Here is a 22,520-nt window from a genome sequence, read left to right on the forward strand (position 1 = left end):
ATCGATAAAGCTGTTGCTTGCTGCATGGCATGGCAATCTAGCCGGCAATAAAGGCCTCTAAACTGGTCAAGTCTGGCAATGCCGTCATTGCGCCTTTTTTCGTTGTCGCCAACGCGCCACAGGCATTTGCCCAAATCACCGCTTTTTTCGCTGTTTCAGGGTTAGCAAGTAACTGGGGTTCTGACGATTGTTCTTTGGCGAGATAAGCCAGCAATCCTCCTACAAAGGCATCTCCTGCACCTGTGGTGTCGATAGGTTTTACCACTTTACCTGTGATCAGTGTTTGTCGGTCACCTTGCACCAACAATGCCCCTTTCGCCCCTTGAGTGACCAAAATTAACGGGTTGCCTAACGTGGCCACCTCTTTCAGCGCGGATTGAAAATCTGGTTTTTGAGTCAAAAATAGCAGCTCATCATCAGAAAATTTCACCACGTCAGCCATGGCAACTGCGCGCATCACAGTTGGGATAATCTCGCTTTGGTCTTGCCACACTTCTTCACGAAGATTGGGATCAAAGCTAACAAAACCACCTGCCGCTTTGATCGCTTCCATTGCCATAAACGTGCTGCTTCGGCTTGGTTCATTCGCCAATGAAATCGAGCAAGTATGCAGCCACTCACCAGCAGAAAACGTCGGGATATCTTCCGGCATCATAAATTGGTCAGCGCTGGGTTTCACCATAAAGGTAAAACTACGCTCGCCATTGGCATCCAGATCCACCACCACGGTAGACGTGCGCTTGTCCTGATCCAGCACGAGATAATCAATGCCCACGCTTTCTTGTTTTAGTGTGTCAGCAAGAAAACGACCAAACGGGTCATCGCCAACACGCCCAAAGAAGCCCACATCACCACCAAGGCGTGATACCGCCACAGCCACATTCGCTGGCGCACCGCCGGGGCATTTTAGGTATGTCATCTCAGTATCAGGGATCAAATCTACTACCGCGTCGCCAGTCAACCACACTTTACTCATTGAATACGTTCCCATAAAAACATGTTCTAAAATCATAGACCGCATTCAAGCGGTCTATTCAAGCACGACTTAGCCTTTTCGTAAAAAGGCTGCCTTATCAAAAACAAGCGTTTTGCAGGCGATAAACGACGGGTTAACCTTGTGCAGTCTGCACTGGATTGTTGATGCGCGTAAGAACAAACGATGTACAGAACGCTGAAGCAATTACCGCAAGGTACATAAGTAAATCCATCACCGAACTGGTGTAAAGCAACATGCCAGGGATGAAAGTAATCCCCATACCCGACGCGCTCACATTGAAAATATACGCCACCATACCGCCGACAGAACCACCGATCATACCCATAAGGAAGGCTTTACCGTATTGCAGGTTCACACCGAACAACAGAGGCTCGGTAATACCAAACAAGGTTGAAACCGACGCACTATAGGCATTCGCTTTTTTCACTTTGTTTTTAAGCAGCGTCGCAATCGCAATGGCGGCACCAAACTGACCAGCCATAGACGCTGTGATCAATGGGTTAAGCGGATTTGAACCCGTTTCATTCAACAAGCCGATTTCAATCACGCCCAGCGCATGATGCAAACCAGAGATAGTGATGACTTGTTGCAATGCGCCCACCAGCATGTAGCCAATACCAAATGGCAAATCTAGACCAAGCACGACCAACTGAGTGGACTGATGCTCCACGGCTTGAAGCATTGGCCCAACGATAAATATAATGACACTGATAGCGATCAAAATGGTCAGAAACGGCGTGATAACCAGATCCATAACTGCAGGTACGACGCGGCGTAAACGCTGTTCTAACCACGCGACAAACCAACCTGCAAAAATCGCCGGCAATACCGTACCCTGATACCCCACCAGCGGAATCGTGAAACCAAAAACGCTGACAGACATCGGATCTACATGACCACCCGCCACTGCCCAAGCGTTGGGTAATTGAGGGGCAACCATCATCAAGCCGACCACAATACCGAGTACCGGATTGCCACCAAATCGTTTAACCGCAGAATAGGCAATCAGGACCGGCAAGAAGGCAAATGCTGTGTCTGTCAGCATACTGAACAAGGCCAAACCATTGTCAGTGAACGGCACCCCTAATTGCAGCATGAGCCCGCGAAGACCCATCAACAAGCCCGTAGTAACAAGCACAGGGATTAACGGGATAAGAATGTCGGCAAAGGTACGCACCACTTTCTGCATCACCGTCATATTTGCGTAAGCATCTTGTTTGAAGTCACCAGATGATTCACCCGAATCGTCGCTTTTACCTAGAAGCTGGCTGACTTCGGCATAAACGTGGCTTACCTTGCCTGTACCAATAATAAATTGGTGTTGGCCTGACTGCGCAAAATAGCCGCTAATTTCTGTGATGCCTTTGGCGGCATCCACATCCACCTTCTCAGGATCAACCAACACAATGCGCAAACGCGTGGCGCAGTGCTCAGCATTTTTTATGTTGTCTTTGCCGCCGACAGAAGCGATGATCTTCTCGGCTACGGAGATATAGTCCATGATTATTCCTATGATTCTCTGGTTGGTTCCGTGTGTAAATCCAGCTGAACAAGCGCCTCTGCGGTTATCGGGGCTGTGTTCACTGAAGGAGAAATTTCGAATGCATTGAAGCGGTAGTGAATATTCGACGTCGAATGCAGTTCAATCTGGCTGCGAGGCGATTGCGGAAAAACCCGTGCTGTAAACGCAAGCCGGCCGCCATCAATAAATATCTCCGCAATACTGCCGTCAATCAGCACATCGATTTCCAGCGTTTCACCCACTGGATAAAACACACTGCGCTGCTCGCCCCACTGCTTTGCAAAGCGCGAAGACATACCACTGCGATCGAGCGTGATGCGGTTTTCATCCGCATCGATGATGAGATCTAGTGATTCGTGTGCAGTCGCCAACAAACTCAGTGTGGTAAGGCGCTGCACGCCATCTAGCGTTAGTGTGAAGCGATAACGGTTTAGGATATCTGCTGCCAATGCCTTCATGCCTGAACCCATGCCTTCACCTTGCTGATGTTCAGCGTAAAGTGCTTGAATGGCGTCAACGGGCCGCTGGCAAAGCTGATTGTCCTGAATGGTCAGTGCTCTTGGGAACGTTAGGCAGTTGCTCCAACCTTCACGATCACTCGGGTAATCGGGGTCACCACATCCCGCCCATGCAGACAAAATACGTTCGCCAAAAGGATGGTTATCCATGGTTTGTGCCGCATAGAAATCAAAGCCGCGGTCCAGCTCCTGCATCACCTCAACATCAAAAGTTAGCGTGCGCCAATCTGCTCGACCCAAGCAATACACCACGTTGAATTCATTGCGGAAGCGTTCGCCTTGTGGCGCGACACCTTGTGGCGAAAACACCAGCACATCACGTCCATCCAGTTCAAAGAAATCCGGGCATTCCCACATGTAGCCGCCAATGATGTCATCGTCGTTTGTAAAACGGACGTCCAACTCTCCCATTAGCTCCCATGCCATGGCATCGTCACTGCGATAAACCAAGACGCAGCCTTTTTCTTGCTCGGTCTGCGCGCCAAGCAACATGCGATATTCATTGCCAACTGCGAAGACTTTCGGGTCTCGAACATGTCCGCTGTAACCTGCAGGCACCGCTGGGATCAGTGGGTTTTTGTCGCTTTTAGTCACCACGCCATCTTTGGAAAGGGTTGCTACACACTGTGTCGCGTCACGAATATCGTTTTCGTATTTCAGGTTGCCCGTGAAATAGAGCAAGCATTCTTGCTCACCGTTTTCTTGCGTTACACAGTAAGCCGCACCCGAGTACACACCGCGAGCGTCGTAAGCGGTATCTGGGGTCATTGCGAGTGTGGGTGAAGACCAGTTCACTAAATCGTCAGATTTCACATGTGCCCAATGCTTCATTCCGTGAGCAATACCAAACGGATACCATTGGTAAAACAGGTGGTACTCATTGTTGAAAAAACAGAATCCATTCGGGTCGTTCAACAGCCCAGCCACCGGAGAAATATGGTAGCGAGGACGCCAGTGGCTTGATGCCACTTCATGTTGGTATTCATCGAATATCGACCATGTCGCTTTAGTCAGCGCAACATACTTCGGGTCGGACAGTAGTTTCAAAACAAGGTCTCCAAAAAGTGTTGTCTCCTTCGCGGAGCAGATCGCAAGCTTACGGCAGGTTTTTACTGACAGCATCAGTAACAACTGCTTTCAGAGGTTCTTTGTTTTGGTTTCGCTAAGAGAGGATTGGAACTGTGATGTAACAAATAATTTTTGTTACATTTTGGTCTACAATGTCGGTGGCTTTCCATCAGAAAAGTTCAATATATGAGCGGGTAACAAGAATGAGCACAGTGAGAGAAATCGCCAAACTAGCGGGTGTTTCCACCGCAACAGTTTCGCGCGTAATGAACAAGCCAGACACTGTCTCGCCTGACCGCCGGGCAAAAGTGGAAGCTGTCATGACAGCATTTAGCTATCAACCACATCAACGCAAGCGCCCCAAACCCACCAATTTGTTCGGCGTAATAGTGCCGGATATTACGAACCCATTTTTCAGCCAGTTTCTTGATGTTCTAGAAAGGGAAGCCTATCTACACGGCCGCAGCATTTTGTTTTTTAACAGTCGGCATGATCGCCACCAAGAGCGCATTTACCTTGAAGAGTGCGCCCGACACAACGTTGATGGGGTGTTCTTGCTTCCGCTGACATGCGAAACGGGGTTCCTTGAACATCTTCAGGCTTTGCCGTACCCCGTTGTGATGCTGACTCGTACCTCTTCACTTATTACCAGCTTCGCGGTCGATCATGAAAAGGGCGGACGACTTGCCGCAGAGCACCTGATTAAAAAGGGGCATCGCCAATTTGGCTATGTGGGCGTGAGGGCCGGCCTTGAAGCGAAGTTGAATGGCTTTTCCAAATACTTAACGGAACGTCATTTCATACTGCCAGACGAACGCTGCTTCGATGTAAAAGCGGATGGTGACTTGAATGCCTTTGTCATGCGTTGCTACCAAGAGAAAAAGCCACCCACCGCCTTTTTCTGCATGAATGATGTTACTGCAGAAAAGTTGCTTATTTCTTTGCAAAAACACGGGATCAAGGGGGTGGATGTCGTTGGGTTTGATGACAGCATGACAGCGAGGCTAATGGCATTTAGCAGTGTCGCTCAGCCTATACGTGAAATGGCATATCGAGGATTTGAAGAAATGTTGGTGCTCGTCAAAAACAAAGGTGAAAAAAGCAAACCGTATACGTCTTTGCTCTTCCCACCCAAGTTAGTTGTAAGGTGATCAATTTAGTTGTGCGGCAATCACGTTGAATACACGTGAAAATGGTGGTCGCTATTCGGCTTCTGTTTCCACAGGCTCGACGGTAAACCTCCCAACATCAACCGCGACCACTTTGACTGAAGCACCAGCAGGCACAGTGGCATTGAGATACTTAGGGCCAAGTACAAGCTTCCAATTTACGCCTGAATACCTAACTGTAGCCGGATTTGTTGCGTCTAGCTGCGCATCCAAGACAAAGTTCAGCCCCATCAAATCGCTATGGATATTGTATTCGCGGCGAACCGTTTTTTGCATGTTCTTCATTGGCCACCACAGCAAGACGGTTAACACCCCAGCTCCAATCCCGGAACCTGCAATGACAGCCGTCAGTGTGGCAGGCATCACCCCAAACCACACCAATGCGCCAGTGGTAACGGTTGACACCCCTAACGCCAGCAAAACAATGGTCGACAACCCAAGTATCCAGACTTCTACGATCAAAAGTACCAAGCCAGTGATCACAGTGACTTCAGCCAAATGTTCTTGAATATACGCCATTAGATCCATTATTTTTTGCCTGCGTTCAAGGTATTAATAATACTCATTGCTTCTGCCACAACGCCTGCAGCGCTCGATTGGCTGTCTGGAAGCAACACCACGGAAGACTCCTTCGCGATGGCTTTTTTGGCTTCAATCGCTTTAACAGCAAGATCCAATTGAATCGCCTTTTGACCTTCTTCCGTTGACGCCGTACGACCGACAACTTCAAGTGCTTCAGCTTGTGCCTGCGCAACCGCCAGAATTGCCTGTGCTTCACCCTCAGCTTGCAGAATTTGTTCGGATTTTTCCGCTTCTGCCGCTAATACACGGGCCTGTTTGTTACCTTCCGCGACGTTAATTTCAGACTGACGCGCGCCTTCCGATTCAAGAATAACAGCACGTTTTTCACGTTCCGCTTTCATCTGGCGCTCCATCGCATCCAAAACAGAACGCGGTGGATCAATGTCTTTAATTTCATAACGTAGCACCTGCACACCCCAAGGCAGTGCCGCTTCATTGATGGCAGAGACAATGGCAGTATTTAAGCTTTCACGTTCTTCAAACGTTTTATCCAATTCCATACGGCCAATTTCTGAACGCATAGAGGTTTGCGCCAGTTGAGTGACAGAAAAAATATAGTCATCTACGCCGTAACACGCCTTAACGGGATCAACAACTTTGATATAAAGCACACCATCGACAATCAATGAAATGTTGTCTCGAGTAATTGCCGATTGGCTTGGCACATCAAATGCTTGCTCTTTTAATGTGCGAACGTAGGCCAAGCGGTCGATAAACGGCACGAGGATGTTCAAGCCCGCTTCCATTGTTTTGTTATATTTACCAAATCGCTCAATAACATAAGACGTGTTTTGCGGCACAAACTTCACTGCTGAACGCAAGAAGATGACCACCAAAATAGCCAAAATGACCCACGTATTTAGCAGTTCGGGTAACAGCGCAATAAAATCCATTTTTGTTTCCTTAACTATCTGAAATCTTGGCCCATCATAACGAAATGTGCTGACTAAAAATGCATCAAAGGATGGAAATTGGGACTGGACTAGGATTATTAACGGAAAGAATTTCTTTGCTAAAGAATGTGCGGTGAATAAAGGTGAATCTAAATGAAAAGAAAAGAAGAAAAGAAGAAAAGAAGAAAAAGGCAAGGTGATGGATTACCTTACCTTCTAGTGACTCAGTTCGTGACTCAGTGGTTCACAATGAGAGGGCTTACCAAAGCCACGCCGCGCCACGCACGCCGCTAGAGTCCCCGTATTTGGCTTTCACGACAGGCGTCGCACACTCGCCACCAAGCACCCATTGCGACATTCGCTTAGGCACATTGGTATACAGCCTTTCTACATTGGACATCCCGCCACCTAGTACGATCACGTCGGGGTCAATCACATTCACCACAGATGCCAGCGCACGCGCCAACCGATCTTCATAACGCTGAATACAGGCTTCGGCTTCTTCATCGCCTTGCTCAGCCAATTGGATAATATCGGGGCCACGCAGTGTTTGTGCTGTGGTCAGTTCAAAATCCTTCCAAAACCCGGTCCCTGAAATAAACACTTCTAAGCAACCCGGTTTGCCACAATAGCAGGGAATTTCCGAGGCTTGCTTAGTGTCTAACTGATTTTGCCAAGGCAAGGGATTGTGCCCCCATTCACCAGCCACACCATTTCCACCTACGTGAACGTGGCCATCGATCGCGATACCCCCACCACAACCTGTACCAATAATCACACCGAAAACCATCTGTTTGCCTGCGCCAGACCCATCAACCGCTTCTGATACAGCGAGACAGTTAGCATCGTTAGCAATACGAACTTCCCGGTTGAGTAATTGCCCAAGATCTTTATCGAGAGGCTGACCATTCAACCACACGGAGTTGGCATTCTTCACCAAGCCAGATACCGGGGATAAGGTGCCTGGTATTCCCAGGCCAACGGTACAGGTTTGACCGACAGCTTCTTCTGCATCATCGACTAAACCTTTGATTGCTTGTAGCGTTGCCTGATAGTCATGCTGAGGCGTTGGAACACGTTTGCGAAAAACTTCTTCACCACTCTCAGTGATAGCCATCACCTCAATTTTGGTCCCACCTAAATCTATACCAATTTTCACTGTGTTCCTCCACGCGTAGAAAACGACAAATATGCGCCAAAACAACTATGTCGTGTCTGCAGACACTCTATTCATATCAAGATATGGGAAAAGCTCAACGCTTAGCAAGGCTTACTATACCTGACAACCTGCGCCGAAAGGTGTTGAATTATCGATATAAATACGGCGCCAAATATAGCTATAACCACTTGATTAATAGCTGGAATTGAGAATTCTTTTTAAATTTCGAGAGATAACTCACTTTCTTTTCTCTAAATTCCTACTATTTTTATAGGGTGCACAATGTCATCTTAGCCGTTCTTTGATAGCGCGATTTGAGTGACAAAACGCACACGGTGATGCAGAGATAATCGACACTTGTTTTACATTCGATTTCTCCGCTGTAATATTGTTCGACCTGGTTAATAGAGCGTTTTATGCTGCAATTGAATACTCACTTCGTTACACCCTACCTTCGCATAAGTAAGTTGTCCTGAAGATATTCGTTAAATTTGTCACCATAAAAGATTCATTAGTAGGTCCACATGCTTTTTGCAAAGTAACAGATAGAAATATATTCAGGAGACAACATGTCTAAATCTACCGGTACAGTGAAGTGGTTTAACGAAGAGAAAGGTTTTGGTTTCATTCAACAGGAAAATGGCCCAGACGTATTCGTTCACTTCCGTGCTATCACTGGCGACGGTTTCAAAACTCTGGCTGAAGGCCAGCAAGTAACATTTGAAATCGAGCAAGGCCAAAAAGGCCCACAAGCTGCAAACGTAGAAAAAGCATAATTTTTCTAACCGCAGAGAATTTAAAAGGACGCTTTCGGGCGTCCTTTCTTCGTTTTGCCTCTTTCATGTGACCAATTCCCGCAATTTCGTACAAATTTTCATCCCGGTTTTGCCTTATACTAAGCGGCTAAGGCAATGAAGGTCTGCAATGGAACATGCAAAATTTAATGCTTCTCCTTTGCTTGGTGGGCTAGAACTCCTGCAAGCAACGTATGAAAAGCAGGCGTTTTCACGCCATACACATGAAGGTTATACAGTCGGTGTGATCCGCCATGGCGCGCAGCGTTTTTGGCGAAATGGAAGCTATCACGTTGCGCCAACAAGTAGCATTATCATGGTCAATGCGGACCAAATTCATGATGGCCATTCTGCCAGTGAAGGAGGCTGGGCCTATGAAGCTATGTATCCCACTAAAGAACAGTTTCAAGCAGTGACAAAAGATCTTGGGCTGGCATCAGATGTCCCCTATTTCCCTTTTGCGGTAGAACAAGACCCGAAACTGGCTAACCAACTCCTGACACTTTTTGCCTTGCTGCGAAACAATGAAGACACCTTACTCACGGAAACCTTCACACACCACATACTCCTAACGTTAACCTGTCGTTTCAATAAGCATCCTCAGCAACCCGTTGATATCGCGAAAATTGGGCCACAGTTGGACGTTGTTAGAGAGTATCTCCATCAGCATGTCACCGACACTGTAAATCTTGACACCTTAAGCGTTCTGTCCGGTATCAGTCCGTATCATCTTGTTCGCCAGTTCAAGGCTCGCTTTGGGCTTCCCCCTCATGCGTATCAAATACAACAGCGTATTCGTCTCGCGCAATCGATGTTGAAAAATGGCCTATCTCTCCTTGATTGCGCTATCGCCAGTGGGTTTCACGACCAAAGTCACTTGCATCGCCATTTCAGACGCGCCATCGGTGTCACACCCAAACAATACCAGCGCGCAATTTCATGCAAGCTTTCAAAACCGCGCATTGATATAACGGCTGTCATGTCGTCATAACAAAAGACTAAAACATGCAAAAGGAATCGTCTGTGTCTCGCCCCTCGAAAAGCACATGGTTAAGTGCCTGTGCAGATATGCTCCCTCTGAGTCTTGCTGTTCTACCTTGGGGTGTGCTTTGTGGCTCTCTCGGAATTCAAGCGGGGCTGACGCCGTTTCAAGCTCAGGCCATGTCGCTCTTTGTGTTTGCAGGTGCTGCGCAGCTTTCAGGGGTCACCATGATGGCTGCAGGTGCACCCGCGAGCACCCTGTTCGGAACCACGTTTGTGATCAGTGCGAGGCACCTCCTCTATTCCGTTAACTTGCGCCAATATATTCGGGTTCTCCCTTTACGCTGGCGTGTAGCGCTCGGCTTTGTACTGACAGATGAAATGTATGCGGTGAGTGCTGTCCACACAGAAAAGATGGGGCATTTTGATCGCCATTACGCGTTGATCACCGGTACTTTTTTTTATCTCTGCTGGAATCTTGCCACCTTGGTCGGCGTGCTTGGCGGTAGCCAGTTTGACAACATTGAAGATCTCGGCCTTGAGTTCGCCATTGCGGCCACGTTTATTGCACTCGTTATTCCCACCATTAAGGATATTCCGATTTTGGTGAGCGTGGTGGTGTCTGCCGTCGCGATTGTCCTGCTGACCCTTGCTGGCATTAGCAATGCCTTGATCGTGGCCGCGTTAATGGGAATGGTTGCGGGCTTTTTCTGCGAGAGCCTGCTCCCCACAAAAAACATCACCAAGGAGGATAACCAATGAACACATGGATAATGATCATCGGCATGGCATGCATCACGTTTTCTGTACGCTATTTTTTTCTCGCCAAAAGCATTCCATTTCGTGTCACGCCGGTGATGCAGCGCATTTTGAAATACAGCGCACCAGCGGTGCTAACGGCTTTAGCTGTCCCTTTTTTGGTTTTTCCTCAGGGTGAATTGGAGATTTCAGTTCAAAACCCTTTCTTGATTGCAGGTATCTTTGTATGTGCACTTAGCCTGCTGCGATTGGGCACTTTATCTACTGTTCTAATATCAATGATTTTCTTTTGGTTTATTCGATAATTTCACAAGAACGAGACCCACCTCCGACACACGAAAAATACTCATGAGACAACTGTCTCTTTTATTGAAAAATCAGCGATATAGGCTATCTCTTAAATAGGTGCATGTAAGTAATTGGAGAGCCTAGATGTTAGAGAAATGCCTTGTCGTTGATGATCATGACATGATTCGTGAAACAATTGCGATTATGGCGAAGTCGCTCGGCTTTAAAGAGTCGATTACCGCTGTTGATGGCGCCGATGCAATCTCTAAGCTTTTTCATCACCGTCCTTCTCTGATCATTACTGATTTACAGATGGAGCCCATTGATGGGCTTGAAATGCTACGTCTGATCCGAAGCGGAAGGTATGGGCTACCTCATGACATTCCAATCATCATCCTCACCGCGAATGCGTCCGAGCATGTCATCGCGCAATGTATCGCCTTTGACGTTGATGCTTTTCTGGTCAAGCCGGTCAACCGTCAATCATTGCAAGACCGAATTACTCAACTCTCACAACAAGCAAAACCAAAGAAAACCATTGAGCATTACTTCTCGATGTATCAACAAGATCCTGCTAAATCCACCGCATTCCAAGTTAATGGTACGGTCGCTTTTAATGACCAGGATCTTAAAGAATTCGATATGCTTTTGCATGGGCAAAAAGCAGATACTTCGCAACCGTTGCATGCGCAAACTAGCCCCACCCCTGAAGCATCCAAGCCCGAAGAGGATGACCGCAAAAAATTCATTAAGTGGCAAGACCGCTTCACCGTCGGAAATGAAGAGCTGGACACGAGCAACAAAGAGCTGCTCAACATTATCAATGATACCTATGACCTTATCGTCACCCATCATGAAGGCCATGCTTTCGAAGATGTCTCAAATCGCTTCCAGCACTACGTGAAACAGCACATTTTCCGTGAAGAAGCGTTATTGGAAGAGCGTGATTATTCTCGTCTGAAGATACACCAAGATATTCATGCAAGGCTGGTGAAGCAAGCAGACTTCTTGGTGTTGAAGTGCCAAGCCGATCCAAGCTTTTATAAGACGGATTTCTTTAAGCTTTTGCGCTTTTGGTGGGTGAAACATGTCGTGCAAGAAGACACAAAATACAAGTCCGTTTTCTCTGGTGAAAAATAACGAGGACTAAATGCGCTCACACCTCCTCCTTTCTAGCCCCGAGTCTCGTCATACAATTGCCCAGCTGTTTATAAGTGGCGGTGCTGTGATCATTCTTTTGCTACTGACCTTTCTTTGGTTCTATCGCGCCATCCATCAAGATACTGAACTGAAAATGAACTATTTCTTACAGGCCGAGATGAGCAGTTTGAATAGCGCTATCAGCGATTGGCAAGAACACAGAGAAAGAGAATTACAAATCATTGTCCGAGACAAACAAGTACGAAGAATACTGTCGGACAGTGGTATCTATGACGGCAGGGAGCTTCACAGTACGGACTTCATATACACCGCTTTTGAACGTTATGCTGACAGCTTTCAATTTGATAATCTTGCCGTTTTCTCCCCAAAAGGAGAGCTAGTATTAAGCCTGAAACCCGACAATCTCGAGTTACTCAGACAGGCCTACATTCGCCATGCAAGCGTCATTCAATCCCAACAAACGTATATCTCCGCACCAGAAATACTGACTGACAATGAAGCCGCCTCCATCACGATGGGCACAGTGCTACAAAATACCGACAACCAAAGCCATTCACCAATATTGTTAGTGATACGAGACACCCACGATTTCGACAAACTGTTCGTGACACAAGAAGCAGGCCCCACTCGTTTAACATTTGCTGTGAATACCGACGGGGAAGTCATCTCATCGCCAGCAGATTCATTTGCGCTGCCTACTCGCCTTGAAGTCGCGCCTTCGCCTGACGAGAACAATATCCCCACTCCTTCAGACTTAATGGCGTCTACATCAAAAACGTTCATGATAAACACGCTTGGATTTCGTGGTCACTTACCAGAGCAATCCATTGGTATTTGGCAGTGGCACAGCACTTACCCTGTTGGTCTTGTGATTGAATTCAGAGCAGACAAGGCGCTAAGTGTCGTTACTTATACGCGCACCTATTTGGCCATTGCGTTTCTGATTGTTTCCCTCGCGTTTTCAATTTTCTTGTGGCGACACGCCAAATCTGTTCTAAAAATCGGTTTTAGCCAACGCTACTTGGAATCCATCCTTCTCAATTACGCTGACGGCGTCATTGTTGTGGATGAATCTGGTCATACCGTCTCCGTGAATGAGCGTGCGAAAACACTGATCGGTCTTCCACAGAACATCCCACGCAATGGCCCATTGGCCGGTCTAAGATCCAGCCACAACACGGCGTTAATTGATGTGCTAGAAAATGCAAAAGAACGCGCACTTGAACATGGCGATTTCAATAAAATTCAGAGACAAGGAAAAGATGCAGATGCCATCTACCTAAATATAAAAGCGAAAAAACAGCAGATCAGTGACAGTTTTTACGTGGTGATCAATATTCGGGACATCACCCAACAGTCAAACACCGAGGCCACACTAAGCAGAAGCAATGCGCTTTATTCTGTATTCAACACGGTGCAAGACATGTACATGACCACGGGGAATTCAGAGCGCTCTTTCAAAAAAGCACTGGTGGTTTTGGCAACCTTCACAGAAAGCAAAGTCACCGCCATGCTAGAGATAAAAAAGGGTGAACAGACACTGTTATTTAAACATCAAGTCGCAGGGCTTGTCAGCGACTTCTCCGCGCTTCCTAAACATCTTCTGCCGTTCGCAGAGTCGGCGATTTCCCTGCGCCGCACGGAGTATTCATCTTTACATCAAAATGATGACGTCGACGATGAGGGCTTTTTTCCCAACTATGCTCTGTTGCCTTTAATCACTAAAGGGGAAGCCATTGGTGTCATTGTGTTGGCTGGGCGAGAGCTACCGTATTCGGAAGAGCACATCAACTGGATTGCCCCCGTGGTAAAGAGCATTTGCAGCATGTTGTATTCCGACAAGCAAACGCAACTTAACCAAGAAGTAAATGAAGCGCTAATAAAAACCAAAGAAGAAGCGGAACAAGCCAATGAGGCGAAATCTAATTTCTTGGCCATGATGAGCCACGAAATACGCACACCGATCAATGGCATTATTGGAATGTCGGAAGTGTTAGACCATACACAGTTGTCCTATGAACAACGCCACTATAACGACACCATTTCAATCTCTGCGAATGCCCTTCTTGATATCATCAACGACGTTCTCGATTTATCAAAAATCGAAGCCGGAAAGATGTCGATCCGAGAAGAGACCTTCTTGGTGAATGAACTGATGGAAAACGTCACCAATATTGTGGCGCCTCGTGTTAAAGAAGGGGTCAGTTTCACATCGTTTACCGATCCTGAATTACCGCCAGAAATCACATCAGATTTTGGCAAACTCAGACAGATTTTGGTCAATATTGCTGGCAACGCAGCTAAATTTACCGATACCGGTTTCGTGGATGTTTCCATTGTTCAACTCCACCGCTCCGCCAGTCACTGTGCTATTGAAATCACAGTGACGGACACGGGTATAGGCATTAGTAAGGACAACCTCGATAAAGTATTCGAAAACTTTTCCCAAATTGATAATTCCAGCAAGCGGCGCTATCAAGGCACGGGGCTTGGCTTGCCCATTTGCCGCAAGTTTGTTGATCTGCTTGGTGGAGAGATCAGCGCAAAAAGTGAGATAGGCCGAGGTTCATCGTTCTCAACACGTCTAACAGTCAGTATTCCTGAAAGTGACCACGCGATTCCAGCACAATCTGAAATATTAAAGCCTCACCGAATGCTATTAGTCTCTCGTTGCGTCAGTCAAATAACGAACATTCAAAAATACCTCGATTTCCATGGTATACAAACTGTCATTGCTCGAGATAATAATTCGGCCATACGTGCTCTTGAGCAATCGGCAGGCTTTAGTGTGACTGTGATAGATCACACCTTATCACTCGATGAACTCCAAGCGCCGCTAACGTCATCAAACCAAACCAAACACGTCTTATATTTAGCAGACGTCAAAGGATTCTTAACCCAAAACAATCTGCCTATTTCAGCGGTGCTTACCGCCCCCTTCAATATTTTCAATCTCACCCAAGCACTTGAGAGTATCCTCTCTCTTGACCAGCAAGGGTTGTCACGCGACGAAATCTATCGTCATATGACGCATCAAGAGCACACCTCAAAACGACCTGATGACACATTGCTGCGAAGCGGCCTGTCTATTTTGGTGGCAGAAGACCATCCTGTTAATCAGGAGCTGATTGCAACTGTACTCAAAAATCTGGGGTGCAAAACAACCATCGCCGAGAACGGCGCGATTGCGTTCGAACGATTTATGGCAAACCGCTATGACATGGTGTTTATGGATTGCCAAATGCCAGTGATGGATGGCTATGAAGCCACCCGGAAAATACGCCAGTTAGAAACGGAGAATAACCTTCCACCTATCCCTATCATTGCCATGACCGCAAACGCACTGGTTGGCGACCGAGAACGTTGTTTGGAGGAAGGGATGACTGAATACATCTCTAAGCCATTCAAGCAACAGGCCCTAATTACGATGATGAACAGCTTGATGCCTGCACTTGGCGAATCAATTGGCAGTAGCATTGGTGATAGCACTGTTGATAGCAGTGGTGATAGCAGTGACGTCGCCAGCGATGCTGAAACGAACGCAGAGCTCCCCCCTGTTGAAGGCGTAGTAGCGTCATCACCGATGCGCTCTCCAGCATCAGAATTAGTAGACGTCGCAGAACAGCATGACAACACAGCCACTATTCAAGTGGAAAACACTTCCTCGCTGTTCGATCTCAGTACACTGAAAGAAACCACAGGCGACGATCCTGCGCTCATTGGGATGTTAATCGACCGCTACTTGGAATCACAAGAAAACGACATGGCAGCGCTTGTAGATGCATGGAACAGCGCCCAATTCGTTGATGTGAAAAAGATCGCGCACAAAATGAAAGGGGCCGCATTAATGGTGGGGGCTGTTGATTTTGGGAGTCTGTGTAAAGAGCTTGAGCAATATGATTTTGAAAACAATAGCTTGCCAGAAGGCTTATTTGAAAAGGCGCAGAAAAAATCCGCATTTTTATGCCAAAAAATGCTCGAATCAAAGCCGTAGTAGAGCATTGGAAATTATGCAAGCTTGAAAAGGTTGCTTTTTAAGCCCTTTTTGTAAAGATTGCTAACTAAGCTCCACTATCTTCAGCCCAGCCTAGGCAAATGGGCATTTTTTAATTAATTTTAAGACAAATAATAAAAAACATAATTTCAATAAATTAAAAATTTTTAGAGAGTACGCTATGCCGACTGTTATTCATTTTCCAACCGAAAATGTGCCACCCGCGCCGGAGACATGCGCGTTAACGGATCTGATCCGCGATGAGCTTTGCCACCTAAGCTCAAGTGAATATATGGTGAATTGCATCCTTGAAAGAATGAAGCCCTTTATCGCCACCTTAGATTGCGATTTGGAGTTAGATGTGGAAATTACCCCAGAGAATGAAGAAGGTGTGATGCAAATGATCCCTTCTGTTCAATCACTGCAAGCGCGTTTTGACGGCATCATCTCTGAAATTATTTCTGAACGCATATTGCATGAGATTCATCTTTTTCACATTGAACGCGCGTCAAAGCTTTGATAGCAAACACTCTGATAACAAAAGATCTGTCGCTCTATCGTCAAAGCGGAAACAGCAAACAATCTCACTAGAATTAACAAAAACGAGGAGAAGGCTAAGACTTCTTCTCGTTCTTTTTTAGAGTCATTTTGCGAAAAGCGCATTTGGACACCTCGCAGTTTGCAACCATCCCCTTAGCCAAGCAGGTATGATTATTCATTTTTTCTCGGCGAGCACAAACACACCTTCCTCGACAATTTTTTGTCAGTAACGTATCAAGATTTTCCTATACCGCACATTATTAGCGACATTTCGTCCCAACACGCTCATTAACTAATACACTTATCACTAGCCTCAACAATGAGATACCGGGTCAATTTATATACAAATGTTGTTTTGGCGCAACAATTGCATTTACCAGGTATAAATCATTGTGTCAGGAGGCACTATGGGAGTAGCAGCGATAAGCACAGGTTCGATTCATACTTTTCAATCTCGTTCTGGTGCGCGAAAATTTCCACGAATTGAATTTTCCGCACAAATCGAAATTGATGGTGTCCTCTACCCGACAAAGGAATGGAGTGTCGGTGGTTTCTCCATTGATGATGAAAAATATCCAGGAAAGAAAGGCGATAAACACCACGGACACCTCTGTTTCGAACTCCCTGTTGGCCGTTTTTCTACCCCTGTTCAATTCGAGGTGATGCGTGCTAGCGAGAAAGGCTATGCGCTCGGTTGCCAATTCTATTCTCTAAATTCCGGCCACCAAAAAACACTGCAGAGTATTGTTGATACCTATCTGACAGGCGAAACCATTTCTCTTGAAAGTGTTACGTCATATGGTGTGAAAGCCCAGCTTCACGAAGAAGAAGTGAAGCGCATGCAACAAAACTGGTGGCGCTTTGCCATTGTCGCACTGGTATCTGTCGCTTTAGTGATCACTGCTGCGCTGATGGTTCAATCCCGTATTTTGTCTATCGCGTCAGCACATGCGGCTGTCAGCCAACCTGTACTTACTCAACGCAGCTACAACAACGGCGTACTCAGACTTGGTGACTACAAGCCCGGGCAGTTAGTGAAGAAAGGAGAATTACTGTTCACTGTCTTTACGGAAGAAGGTACCGATCTTCTCGCCAAAGATACCCAGGCGTTAAGCAGCATCAACAGTGAAATTAGCTACTTGCAGACGCTATTACGTCAAAGCAAAGAATCCGTTGCGCGTTACAACTCCCGCCTTTTCAAAGAGCTTCAGATCCTCGCGGAAAAACGCGAATTATTAGTACAAGAACTTGCGACGCGTGAGCAAATTTTAGCGCTTTATAATACCGGGGTAAAAAGAGGTACGGTTGATGCTGTTTCTCGTGAACTCGAACGGGTTGAAACATTTGAGATCAAACGTGCAATCCTTAGCATGGATGCAGAGATGGAGGAAATTGAAAACCAGCTTGACCAAATTTTAATCGGTTCGCCTCCTCGTGAAGCACAAGCGGACATGAAATCTCCGTTTGAGATTCAGAACAAGCTTGAAATATTGGTCACCAAGAAAGACCGGATCCTCGAAGAGATCGAAAGGCTGAAGACACGTGGTCTCGCTTATGCGCCATGTAATTGCTATATCGTGACCATCAATGCCTCTGATGGACAAGTCGTCCAAACCGGTACTTCAGTGTTTGAGTTGTCTCCTGTCGCCCAACAAAACCGCACAGCGCGATCCATCTTGGCGCTGATGCCGCTTGAAGGCGCCGAGCTATTGAAGATCGGTATGCCTGTAGAATATCGACTCGCCAGTAGAGATGAAAAATTGGTCGGCACTATCGATCACATTCAATACTACAGCGCATCTAACAGCGACATCTACAACGAAGAAGGCGAGTCACTCAGCGGTTTACCCAAGACCCTTCCGAGGCTTCAGCAGTACACCTTGATTAAGGTGCTGCCTTCAGAATTAGACCGTGACTCTATCGTCAATGAGCCCGCCACTGTGATTGCCACTGTGAGCTGGAAAGACATCTTCAAACATTGGTTTAACCTATGAACGTCGACAAGCTGGTTGTTAAGAACTTCCACCGTGATGACCCCAGTCATGTCACGATCTTATGGTGGTTGTTCTTTGCCGCATTCCTGTTGGGGTTATGGGCGCTCTACACCCTCTTACCCGCCGACAAAGTGCAGCCCGAAGTGCTTTATACCCTTGGTGTTATCGGCCTATGGCGCTATGGCTGGAAAAGCATCCACCTTATGCGAGGACTCTATTATCAATATGTACGTTACCCCGCGCTATCAAGCTTGGCGGACATGACGCAAAAACCCAGCGAAATTCTTCTTGTTATCCCGTGTTACAGAACAACGCCAGAGATCAGTGCGCCTGTTTTTAAAGCACTTATTGATGAAATTGGTAATTTTGGTGTTGCGTGTCGTGCGGTAGCCTGTGTCACGGATGAAGCCGACCTCAATATCATCGAATCGCAATTTAACAAACTACAGCAACGCGTTCCCGTCAGTCTTTACATCATTGATCAAGACGGTAGCGGCAAGCGAAATACCATGGCAGATGCGCTCACCCTTCTGGCCGAAGAGCGGCCCGTGTCGAAAGACAGCATCCTGATTTTAATGGATGGTGACACGGTATTACCTGAAGGGATTTTGACCAAGGTATCAGGTTTTCTGATGCGTTATCATGACCTCGGCGCTCTCACCACTCACAACAAGCCGATTGTGAAAGGAAACTCTCTGACTCGACAATGGTATCGTCAGCGAATGGCGCAACGACACTTTTACATGAGTTCTTTAAGCCTGACTTACCGCGTTTTGGTGCTGACAGGTCGCTTTTCAGCATACCGCGCCTCGTTGGCGCTATCCCCCGACTTTATTGACAGCCTTCGGTATGACCATGTGAAACACTGGCGTTATGGACGCATACGCATGTTGACGGGGGACGACAAAAGCACCTGGTTCTTTGTCTTAAAAGAACAATGGAAAATGCTCTACCTCCCCGATGTTTCTGTCACCTGTTTAGAAGATGCCCCATCCGGCAGTTTCGTCAAAACCAGCATGTCTTTAATGACACGTTGGTACGGCAACATGTTGAGAAGTAACATTCGCGCCATTCAACTTGGCCCCAGAAAAGCAGGATGGTTTTTATGGTTTTGCTTGTTGGATCAACGCATCAGTATGTGGACAACTTTAATAGGCCCCTCATTAGCCTTGGTAGTAGCCACCTATATGGGCACCAAAGTCGTCATTGCCTACCTGTTTTGGGTTATTGCGACACGAAGTGCAAACGTGCTACTTATCTCGATACAATCAGGACAGTTCCATCCCATTTTCGTCCCTTTGCTGTGGTACGAACAATTGGTGGGATCTTTGGTTAAGGTCTACCTATTTTTCCACCCCAACATCCAACGTTGGACTCGTCAGGGCATTGATGGGAAAACGGAAGATAACTCGATATCTCAAAGGATTAAGCGATGGCTCCCACATTTGCAAACCACCGCTGCATTCAGCGCACTGCTCATTTTCGTGATGTGGCTTTATGGGTGACAGCGATACGCCTTAGCGAGAAATGTCACTGAGCTAGCAAAGGGTCGAGGGGGGTAAAGTAGAACGGTATCCGCATCGAGCATCATCGCTCTATTTCGCAATTCGTTTACTGCCCCTGCCGTCAGCACATCATCAGCAATCAACCAAAAGTCATACCAATGCCCTTCTGAACTCACGACAACTCCTTTGTCTTCGCAGTCTGTCATTTCCAGCGTATCACCCCATAACACATCAATATTTTCACTGTCCGGCTCTGCGGTTGTCACACACGCTGAGAGTAAAAATGGAACAAGAAGTGACAGCCATTTCTTCATGATTTTCTCTACGTTTATTATCAAGTTAAGTGCAAACAGTATATGCACTTCATTCTGCACTTGCGATATTTTCAAGATGCAATCGTCATAATTGATACGGACATCATGTATCAAAACGCACTTGCTCTCCCGTTGATCTCACTCTAGAATAATACTGTGCATATATACAGTATTATTAGTTATGATGGATAGCATTCTCGCATTACATTCTGGGATCTGGACAGCGAACCGCCTCTACCAACCCAAGACAAATTTTCGTCCCAGTGGCCATGCCATGATTGACGAAAAACTAGATGGAGGTTGGCCTGAATCCGGCGTGGTTGAGCTACAACTGCCTTGCTTTGGCATTGGTGAACTCCGCTTGGTGTTGCCTGCCATCGCGCATGCACTCAAAGACACTCAACTCGTGGTATTTGCTTCACCACCCGGCGATCTCAACCCGATTGCCTTGCGCCAAGCCAAACTTGATTTGAACAAAGTGGTCATCTTGAATGCCTCTTTACCGTCAACATTATGGTGCGTTGAACAAGCACTAAAAAGTGGCTGTTGTCGCGCCGCCGTCTTATGGGGGAAATCATTGTCAGTCACACACGCAAGGCGCTTACAATTGGCAGCAACCGAGAATGACTGCTTGCTGTTTATGTTCACGCATACAAAAAGTACGCAGGGTCTTCCAATCAGTTGCCGACTGGCCGTGACACCATCAGAAAATGGACTGACGGTGAATGTTGTTAAGCGTCGTGGGCTACCTGTTCCACCTTTTTCACTCACGCTTCCTGCGGTTTACAGTACCTATGCGCGCCATAATGCGCCACACACTGACTCAGCCAGTACCAACGTCATACCGCTGTTTCGCTAATGCTGTGGCTATATCTGTATTTTCCTGACTTGCAGCTCAATACCTTGGAACGGGATAACAGCTCTGAGTCACCTTTGATCGTGCTTTCCCGAACGAGCGGTGGAGTGTATCAGGTCAATCTTGCTGCCCGCGAACAGGGTGTTGCTCTTGGCAATGATTTAGGTACAGCCAGTGCGCTATGTCATGGGTTACAGGTGGTGGATTACGATGAGAAAAAAGAAACCGAACGCCTTCTGCAACTGGCGGCTTTGATTTATCACGTCAATGCCGACATTGTGGTTTATGCCCCCAATGGGCTGTTGATGAAGGTCAGCCCTATGCTCAAGCTTTATGGCTCGCTTGACCAATACTGGCATACGCTGTTACCTGTTTTAACCCGCGAAAACATCAGCTTTCATTTTGCGTTTAGCCCTTACCCAGAAGCCGCTAAACAACTGGCAAAAGCGCATGCTGATAAAGGATTTCTGACCAAGGAAACGACGCAAAGCGCACTCAAGATGCTGAGTGTGCGCCAGTTAGGGTTTACCGACAAACAAGCCGTTCAACTAGAACGAATGGGGATACGCCACGCCAAGCAGTTGTTTGACCTGCCTATCGCTTCTCTCGGCCAACGTTTTGGTAAAGCCTTTCCTTTGCATCTTCGCGCTCTGACACAGAGCCAAATCGCACAGCAAACGTTCTTTTCACCGCCGGAGTATTTTCATCAGTCACTCGAATTACTGCATAAGATTACCAACAGCCAAACCCTCAGCTTTCCACTTCAACGCATGCTAAAAGAAATGGAGAAATTTCTTTCCATCAGGGAAGCCGTTGTACCGGACATCACCGTCACTTTCCTGCAACGCGAGAATGACGATAAGGTCATCACTCTCTCAGCAGCCACACCTGAATCAGCAGCAAATCGATGGATGCCTTTGCTGCTACTGCATTTGGAAACCCTGAAACTCGATGCCCCCGTCACGCATATTCGCCTTGATGCGAAAACCTTGCTCCCCAAGCAATCACCCACACAGGATCTCTTTGCGGGTAATCGCGGACAACTGACGCCAGGAGAATTAATCAGTCTGATGCAGGCCAAAGCTGGCAAGCAGGCCGTATACAGTTTGTCACTGGAAGATGACCATCGTCCTGAACGCGCATTTCGTCGCCAATCGCCCTTGCAACCTTGTGTGCAAGCTTTACCTGATCACCTTCCTTCTCGCCCAGCCCTGTTGCACCCCACCCCACACCCGCTGCTTTCTCGTCCATACACTCTGGCTGGGCCTGAACGCATTAGTGGTGGATGGTGGGACAAAGACCCCATACAGCGTGACTACTTTGTTGCCCGCAATAAGCGCGGACAGCTTTGCTGGGTCTTCCGCACCGCAACAGGCGAATGGTTTGAACATGGTTTGTTTTGTTGAGGAGGAATAGGCATGCCGCA

The 22,520-nt window shown here is 47.0% G+C and carries 19 protein-coding genes; 12 read left to right on the forward strand and 7 right to left on the reverse strand.

Translation table 11 applies throughout. The features are described from left to right. Positions 1-37: 37 nt before the first annotated feature. From AB8599_RS17900 to AB8599_RS17910, 3 genes are all read right to left on the reverse strand, one after another. Entirely contained in the window at positions 38-976 is a 939-nt protein-coding gene (locus tag AB8599_RS17900; RefSeq protein WP_407334256.1) for an aminoimidazole riboside kinase, read from the reverse strand. A 133-nt stretch (positions 977-1,109) separates the two neighbouring features. Then, positions 1,110-2,498 (reverse strand): PTS transporter subunit EIIC, encoded by a 1,389-nt coding sequence (locus AB8599_RS17905; RefSeq protein WP_407334257.1) that lies wholly within the window; start codon positions 2,496-2,498, stop codon positions 1,110-1,112. An 8-nt stretch (positions 2,499-2,506) separates the two neighbouring features. Continuing rightward, on the reverse strand, positions 2,507-4,084 hold the full coding sequence (locus AB8599_RS17910; protein WP_407334258.1) for a glycoside hydrolase family 32 protein: 1,578 nt from the start codon (positions 4,082-4,084) through the stop codon (positions 2,507-2,509). A 224-nt stretch (positions 4,085-4,308) separates the two neighbouring features. On the opposite strand from AB8599_RS17910, the gene AB8599_RS17915 reads away from it, so the two are divergent. Then, complete coding sequence (locus AB8599_RS17915; RefSeq protein ID WP_407334259.1) at positions 4,309-5,256, forward strand: LacI family DNA-binding transcriptional regulator; 948 nt, start codon at positions 4,309-4,311, stop codon at positions 5,254-5,256. A gap of 51 nt (positions 5,257-5,307) precedes the next feature. Here the strand turns inward: AB8599_RS17915 and AB8599_RS17920 are convergent, their stop codons facing one another. The 3 genes from AB8599_RS17920 to mak all read right to left on the reverse strand — a co-directional run bounded on the left by AB8599_RS17920 (position 5,308) and on the right by mak (position 7,908). Beyond that, entirely contained in the window at positions 5,308-5,802 is a 495-nt protein-coding gene (locus AB8599_RS17920) for an NfeD family protein (RefSeq protein ID WP_407334260.1), read from the reverse strand. Then, positions 5,802-6,749: an SPFH domain-containing protein gene (locus AB8599_RS17925; protein WP_407334261.1), complete on the reverse strand. Its 948-nt coding sequence runs from the start codon at positions 6,747-6,749 to the stop codon at positions 5,802-5,804. Before AB8599_RS17925 ends, AB8599_RS17920 begins: the two co-directional genes overlap by 1 nt. Before the next feature lie 259 nt (positions 6,750-7,008). After that, complete coding sequence (mak, locus tag AB8599_RS17930) at positions 7,009-7,908, reverse strand: fructokinase (protein WP_407334262.1); 900 nt, start codon at positions 7,906-7,908, stop codon at positions 7,009-7,011. Positions 7,909-8,477: 569 nt separating this feature from the next. Between mak and AB8599_RS17935 the strand changes: the two genes are divergently transcribed. From AB8599_RS17935 to AB8599_RS17975, 9 genes are all read left to right on the forward strand, one after another. Beyond that, positions 8,478-8,684, forward strand: a complete 207-nt coding sequence (locus AB8599_RS17935; RefSeq protein WP_016959796.1) for a cold-shock protein — start codon at positions 8,478-8,480, stop codon at positions 8,682-8,684. A gap of 148 nt (positions 8,685-8,832) precedes the next feature. Further along, positions 8,833-9,693: an AraC family ligand binding domain-containing protein gene (locus AB8599_RS17940; RefSeq protein ID WP_407334263.1), complete on the forward strand. Its 861-nt coding sequence runs from the start codon at positions 8,833-8,835 to the stop codon at positions 9,691-9,693. 14 nt (positions 9,694-9,707) lie between these two features. Further along, positions 9,708-10,445 (forward strand): AzlC family ABC transporter permease, encoded by a 738-nt coding sequence (locus AB8599_RS17945; RefSeq protein ID WP_407334264.1) that lies wholly within the window; start codon positions 9,708-9,710, stop codon positions 10,443-10,445. After that, positions 10,442-10,747 carry an AzlD domain-containing protein gene (locus AB8599_RS17950; protein ID WP_407334265.1) on the forward strand — a complete coding sequence of 102 codons (306 nt, stop codon included), beginning with the start codon at positions 10,442-10,444 and terminating at the stop codon, positions 10,745-10,747. Before AB8599_RS17945 ends, AB8599_RS17950 begins: the two co-directional genes overlap by 4 nt. A 127-nt stretch (positions 10,748-10,874) precedes the next feature. Next, positions 10,875-11,870: a response regulator gene (locus tag AB8599_RS17955; protein ID WP_407334266.1), complete on the forward strand. Its 996-nt coding sequence runs from the start codon at positions 10,875-10,877 to the stop codon at positions 11,868-11,870. 10 nt (positions 11,871-11,880) lie between these two features. After that, positions 11,881-15,885: a response regulator gene (locus AB8599_RS17960; protein ID WP_407334267.1), complete on the forward strand. Its 4,005-nt coding sequence runs from the start codon at positions 11,881-11,883 to the stop codon at positions 15,883-15,885. A 181-nt stretch (positions 15,886-16,066) separates the two neighbouring features. Continuing rightward, positions 16,067-16,405 carry a hypothetical protein gene (locus AB8599_RS17965; RefSeq protein ID WP_407334268.1) on the forward strand — a complete coding sequence of 113 codons (339 nt, stop codon included), beginning with the start codon at positions 16,067-16,069 and terminating at the stop codon, positions 16,403-16,405. 427 nt (positions 16,406-16,832) lie between these two features. After that, a complete protein-coding gene (locus tag AB8599_RS17970) occupies positions 16,833-18,419 on the forward strand; it encodes an alginate biosynthesis protein Alg44 (RefSeq protein ID WP_407334269.1) in 1,587 nt (528 codons plus the stop codon). Further along, on the forward strand, positions 18,416-19,924 hold the full coding sequence (locus AB8599_RS17975; protein ID WP_407334270.1) for a glycosyltransferase: 1,509 nt from the start codon (positions 18,416-18,418) through the stop codon (positions 19,922-19,924). Before AB8599_RS17970 ends, AB8599_RS17975 begins: the two co-directional genes overlap by 4 nt. Here AB8599_RS17975 and AB8599_RS17980 read toward each other — a convergent pair. Further along, positions 19,915-20,238: a DUF4156 domain-containing protein gene (locus tag AB8599_RS17980; RefSeq protein ID WP_407334271.1), complete on the reverse strand. Its 324-nt coding sequence runs from the start codon at positions 20,236-20,238 to the stop codon at positions 19,915-19,917. The two genes, AB8599_RS17975 and AB8599_RS17980, sit on opposite strands and share 10 nt — an antisense overlap. A gap of 274 nt (positions 20,239-20,512) precedes the next feature. Between AB8599_RS17980 and imuA the strand changes: the two genes are divergently transcribed. Both imuA and AB8599_RS17990 read left to right on the forward strand, forming a co-directional pair. Beyond that, on the forward strand, positions 20,513-21,097 hold the full coding sequence (imuA, locus tag AB8599_RS17985; protein WP_407334272.1) for a translesion DNA synthesis-associated protein ImuA: 585 nt from the start codon (positions 20,513-20,515) through the stop codon (positions 21,095-21,097). Then, positions 21,097-22,500, forward strand: a complete 1,404-nt coding sequence (locus AB8599_RS17990) for a Y-family DNA polymerase (protein ID WP_407334273.1) — start codon at positions 21,097-21,099, stop codon at positions 22,498-22,500. Before imuA ends, AB8599_RS17990 begins: the two co-directional genes overlap by 1 nt. Positions 22,501-22,520: the final 20 nt, after the last annotated feature.

Origin of the sequence: Enterovibrio litoreus (assembly GCF_045679545.1) — a bacterium.
Lineage (GTDB): Bacteria > Pseudomonadota > Gammaproteobacteria > Enterobacterales > Vibrionaceae > Enterovibrio.